The 5473-nt window shown below is 48.3% G+C and carries 4 protein-coding genes; all 4 read left to right on the top strand.

What is annotated here, in order from left to right:
- Nucleotide 1: 1 nt before the first annotated feature.
- Nucleotides 2-499 carry a chemotaxis protein CheW gene (locus tag QZP87_RS07050; protein ID WP_291322214.1) on the top strand — a complete coding sequence of 166 codons (498 nt, stop codon included), beginning with the start codon at nt 2-4 and terminating at the stop codon, nt 497-499.
- Between the two features lie 1216 nt (nt 500-1715).
- The gene (locus QZP87_RS07055; RefSeq protein WP_291322215.1) at nt 1716-2540 is read left to right on the top strand and encodes a HAMP domain-containing sensor histidine kinase; all 825 of its coding nucleotides are present in this window, start codon (nt 1716-1718) and stop codon (nt 2538-2540) included.
- Nucleotides 2537-3385 (top strand): protein-glutamate O-methyltransferase CheR, encoded by an 849-nt coding sequence (locus tag QZP87_RS07060; protein WP_291322216.1) that lies wholly within the window; start codon nt 2537-2539, stop codon nt 3383-3385. The genes QZP87_RS07055 and QZP87_RS07060 overlap by 4 nt, the downstream gene beginning before the upstream one ends.
- Before the next feature lie 26 nt (nt 3386-3411).
- Nucleotides 3412-5473, top strand: a 2062-nt coding sequence (locus tag QZP87_RS07065) for an ATP-binding protein (protein ID WP_291322217.1), incomplete at its 3' end; no start/stop codon positions are given.

Genomic DNA, 5473 nt, shown 5'->3' on the forward strand with positions numbered 1-5473 from the left:
TCTGACCTTCTACCTGGATCAGGAGCTTTTCGGACTGAGTATCGATTCGGTGCGGGAAGTCCTGGAGTATACCACGATCACCAGGGTCCCCAGGACAGCCGATTACATGCGCGGAGTGATCAATCTGCGGGGGCGTCCCGTTCCGGTAGTTGATCTGCGCAGGAAGTTCGGCCTAGATGAAGGGGAGCAGACAGTGGATACCTGCATAATTATCGTGGAGGTCAGTTATGAAGGAGAATCCAGCATCATGGGGGCTCTGGTGGACGGGGTGCAGGAGGTCCTGGACATTCCACAGAGTCAAATAGAAGACCCACCCAAACTCGGCAACACCATTGACATGAAATTCATCCGCGGATTGGGCAGGCTCGAGGAAACCTTTGTCATTATCTTGGACGTTCAAGCCATATTCAGCATGGAGGAGCTTGCCTCCAACGTTGATAGACGAACCAGGCAAATACTGGAGAACAATGCTTTAAGCAGCCCAGGCATGCAGGGCTGAGACTGAAACAGCCGGCTGATGAATCTCAGGTTCAGCCGGCTGCTATAAAAAAAACGTAACTATTCAGAGGAGGCCGCAATCGGCCTGGGGACAGTCCCCGCGACACATTTATGTCCCCAGGCTGGAGCCTGGGAACAAGAAAAAAAATCGGTTCCTGGTTCGTGGTTTTTCGTTCCTGGTTACCTCTCGTTCCCAGGCTCCAGCCTGGGAACGTTTAGTTCTGCGGCTCCAGCCGCTTCTTAACATTGTGGGGACAGGCACCCCGGCACTTATTTTTATTGAACAAGAAACAGATAAGTAACTTCTCAATAACTCCGGGCGATCTTACACTAAGAAAAGACCTGGATTCCGGCTTTAGCCGGAATGACAAATGAAAACAGGTCGTTGCATTGTGATGTCATACCGGCGGAAGCCGGTATCCAGGAATACTGCCCGGAGTTATTGAGAAGTTACACAGATTAGTTTTATCTTCCTGATATTATTGAACAAAGCTTTGCTCTAACATGGTTTGACTTTTAAGTGGATTAGGGGCAGTGAGTAATGAAATATTCTTTATCAATGCCTTTGGTGAGCAATGCTTATTGGACTATCAGGCCTGTCGAAAATCCTGCCTGATGTAGTGGAGGATTAAGTTAACTCTGCTTTATGCCCGGCGGCTTACCATTCCAGCATTCTTCAGGGTAAACCGGTACTCTTACTGGTCATACTTACCAGGAGGTGCAAATGATTCCTCACTCATCACCCGATTTATCCATAGCGGATGTTCGTCCCTGGTGGCTCAGCACTTCTGTTACATTTCATAAGGAAAGCCTTGATGATATTCGTAACAAGATCCCAGCCTTTGAACGAAGAGGTTTCAGCTTGCCGCCGCAAAATAGCACTAGAGCGAAACTTATAAAACTTTTCAACCTGTCTAATTCGGGGACAGGCACTTTTGCCGGTTGCTAATTTGCAAATGCTTCAAAAATTCGGCGGCAAAAGAGCCAGTCCCCGGAGGTGAATAAATAAGTTTCGCTGTAGTGATAGTGAACAGATACGAAAAAGCACATAACGACAACAAGCTTCAGCCGACGCGCATGGCACGCGGCTGAGCTTGGCATTATGTTGCATGAGCTTAAATTTTTTTGTTGGTCATCTTTTAAAACTGCCTGGAGCAAACCATGTCACAGAGGAAAGCAGGGGACAGGCACTCCGGAACCCACTTGAGCATCAATTTGTGCTCAAAATTACTCATTTTCTGGGACAAGTGGGTCCCGGAAGAGCCTGTCCCCATGCCACATCCAAAGCGCTAAACAGATACGCTGAAGAAAACATCAGGGCAATCAATGAACAGCTTCAGAAGGTTAATGCTGAAAAGGACAAACTTTTCTCCATCATTGCCCATGATTTGAAATCCCCCATGGCTGGTGTATACAGCACCTCACAAATTCTCGCAGAGGAAGGAGAATCTTTATCTTTGGAAGAAATCAGTTACATGTCGACTGCAATGCATAAAAGTTCAAAAAATGTATTGGAGCTGTTAAATGACCTGATGCAATGGGCGCGCATGAGTCAGGGGGGAATGGATTTCAGCCCTGAAAAATGCAGCATTAGTGAACTTGTCAATTTAAGTCTGTCTATAACCAGAGATATGGCCGGCAAAAAAGACATTGCAATTCAATCTGATATTCCGGAGGACTTGACTGTACTGGCTGACCAGTCCATGATCAAAACGGTCATCCGCAATGTAATTATCAATGCAGTCAAGTTTTCCTATCGTGGCGGCAATATATCCATCACTGCCACCCAGCCAGGCCCTGATGTTCAATACTGCATCAGGGATAACGGTATTGGCATGAGTGAAAAAATAATGTCCACAGTCTTTTCTGTCGATAAAAGCAAGAGACAGCTTGGCACAGACGGCGAAAAAGGAACCGGCCTGGGACTTGTCCTGTGCAAGGAGTTTGTGGAACAGCATGGCGGCAGAATCTGGGTGGAGAGTGAGCCGGGCAAAGGGACAAAAGTGTTTTTTACATTACCGGGTGAACCGGGTGGCAGATGAACCTCGAACCCCTTGAAATCAGAGCCGATCTCAAGCCTGTCCTGGAATATCTTCTTGAACATAGAGGATTTGATTTTTCAGGGTATCATCCCCCCATGCTGGAGCGTCGAGTAAGACAAAGGCTGGAGGCTCTGAGTTGTCATGATTTCACCGCCTACTACTCTTATCTTAGAGGCAATAAGGACGAAATTGACAAGCTTCTGGATGCAGTCACCATCAATGTCAGCCGTTTTTTCCGGGATACCCTGACCTTTGAACTTATTGCCGACCAGGTTTTACCCTGGATTATTCAAGAGAAGAACAGAACCGGTGACACATCACTTCGGGTCTGGTCCGCCGGCTGTTCCAGGGGGGAGGAACCATATTCCGTGGCCATCATCATCCATGAATTGCTGATCAGGGAAAAACAACCCGTCAACCAGCATATATTTGCCACGGACATTGACCTGAATGTCTTGAAAGATGCACATGAGGCCCTGTATCCTGCATCCAGCATAAAAAACATCAAGTATCGACTGCTCAACAAATATTTGATTCCTGACAAAGATTGTTTTCGCCTGATACCGGAGATCCGGCAGAAGGTTTCTTTTTCCCGGTACGATATGCTGGACAGAAAGTACGGAGTCCCGCCGGAAAGTGTCTTTGGAGATTTTGACCTGGTACTGTGCCGCAATCTGTTGATCTACTTCAGTTTTGAATACCAGGAATTAATATTCAAAAGGCTTCACCGCGCACTGGCGGACAGAGGTTATCTGGTGCTGGGCATGGCCGAGACGCCGCCCATGGCTTTCAGGCATCATTTCAAAAGGGTATTTGAGTTCAGCCCAATTTTTCAGAAAAGTTGAGCAACAAAGGTTTGAAGATGAAAAATATGAAAATCAAAACTCAGCTCAAGCTGGGTATAGCAGGGGTTCTGCTGCTGGTTGCAGTGCTGGCGGTATTGTCCTGGATTCAGACAGACAGGCTCTGGCGTCAGACACAGGTACTTTATGACCATCCCCTGGAAGTCAGAAGGGCTATAGGCAATTTAAAGTCAGACATCCTGGTCATCCACTGGGGAATGGAGGAACTGTTTGCGCATTACACTCCCGGCAGCATGCAGCGGCTTCTGCCCCTGATTGAGTCCCGCGAGGCAAGTGCCAAAGCACAGTTTGATATCCTGCTTGACCGGTATTCAGGGGATAGAGCAGAAATTGAGCTGTTGTACCAGACCGTAGAAGAGTGCCGGGCCAACCGGGAACAGGTTGTCAGCCTGATGCAGGCTGGAGATATTGACCAGGCCCAGGCCATCAATATTCATTCAGAATCCGGCCCCGATACCCCCCACCTGCAGAGGGTCATGGAGCTCCTGCAGAATGTAGATGACTCTTCACATGATTTTGCAGAACAGTACTACAGTAACGCATCAGATTATTACAGGGACATGGTCCGGCAGATGATTGCTGCAGTCTCTGCCATCATTCTTCTTTCGGCTGCTGTGGGCCTGATGCTTTACAGACGAATCAACCTTCCTCTTAAAGAATTGACTACGCTGACGGACAATTATCGTAAAGGTGATTTCACTGTGCGCAGCCATAATGAATCCAGCAATGAAATCGGCCTGCTTGCCGGGGGGTTCAACCAGATGGCGGCGACCATATCTCATGAGATGCAGATGCGGGCAATTAATGAACAGATATCTGAAACTCTCTTGAGCACAAATGACCTTGACGTCTTCAGAAAAAACCTCCTGAGGCAGCTTGTTGATCTTACAGATTCCCAGATGGGAGCATATTTTCGGCGCAATGCCGGGGATAATGTTTTTGAGCCTTTTACATCCATAGGGCTGGACCACAAAATGCTTAAACCTTTTGATGTCGCCACCCTTGAAGGCCAGCTGGGCACAATCGTTTCTACAGGAAAAATGACCCTGCTCCGTGATATTCCTGAAGACTCTGTCTTTCATTTCAGAACCTTTGCAGGCACTCTGCAGCCCAGGGAAATGATCAGTTTTCCTGTGATTCTTGATAATGTAGTCAGGGGAGTCATCTGCCTGGCCCGCATCAAACCTTACACCAGGGTTGCAGTTGAGAGCATGAATCAGCCCTGGTCCAAGCTGGTGCATACCGTATTCGCCAATCTTAAGGCCAGTGAACAGACCCGGCGGTTATCCGAAGAACTGGCTGACAATAATCAGGAACTTCAGGCACAGCAGGAGGAATTGCAGGCCCAGGGGACAGAAATGCTGAAACAGACCGAGGAATTGAAGGCTCAGAATGCGGAACTGGAGCAGCAGCGACTGGCTGTTGAAGAGGCCACCCGTCTCAAAAGCCAGTTTTTATCCAATATGAGTCACGAACTGCGTACTCCGCTGAATTCTGTAATGGCTCTTTCCCGGGTACTGATGATGCAGGCAGGAAATAAACTGAGTGAAGAAGAGTCCGGGTATCTGGAGATTATCCAGCGCAATGGAAAAAATCTGCTGGCCCTGATCAATGACATTCTGGACCTTTCCAAAATCGAGGCCGGCAGGATGGACCTCAACCCCAGATCTTTTGCCCTGGGTCATACCCTGGAAAACATTGTGGAGAGCCTCCTGCCCCTGGCCCGGGAGAAGCAGATAGAGCTCATCCATGATATTCCATCGGATATTCCAGCCATTGAAAGCGATGAAATCCGTGTTTCCCAGATCCTGCAGAATCTGATCAGCAACGCAGTCAAGTTCACTGACTCGGGCACTGTTTCCGTTTCTGTACGTTGTGACCAGGAAAAAATATTTGTGCGGGTTGAGGATACCGGAATCGGCATTGAAGAAAGTGATTTGCCGCATATTTTTGACGAATTCCGCCAGGTGGACGGATCTTCAGCCAGAAGACACGAGGGCACAGGCCTGGGCCTGACCATAGCCCATAAGGCAGCCAGAATGCTTGGCGGAGACTTGTCTGCAGAAAGCA

This window comes from Desulfonatronospira sp. (assembly GCA_003563255.1).
Classification (GTDB): Bacteria; Desulfobacterota; Desulfovibrionia; order Desulfovibrionales; family Desulfonatronovibrionaceae; genus Desulfonatronospira.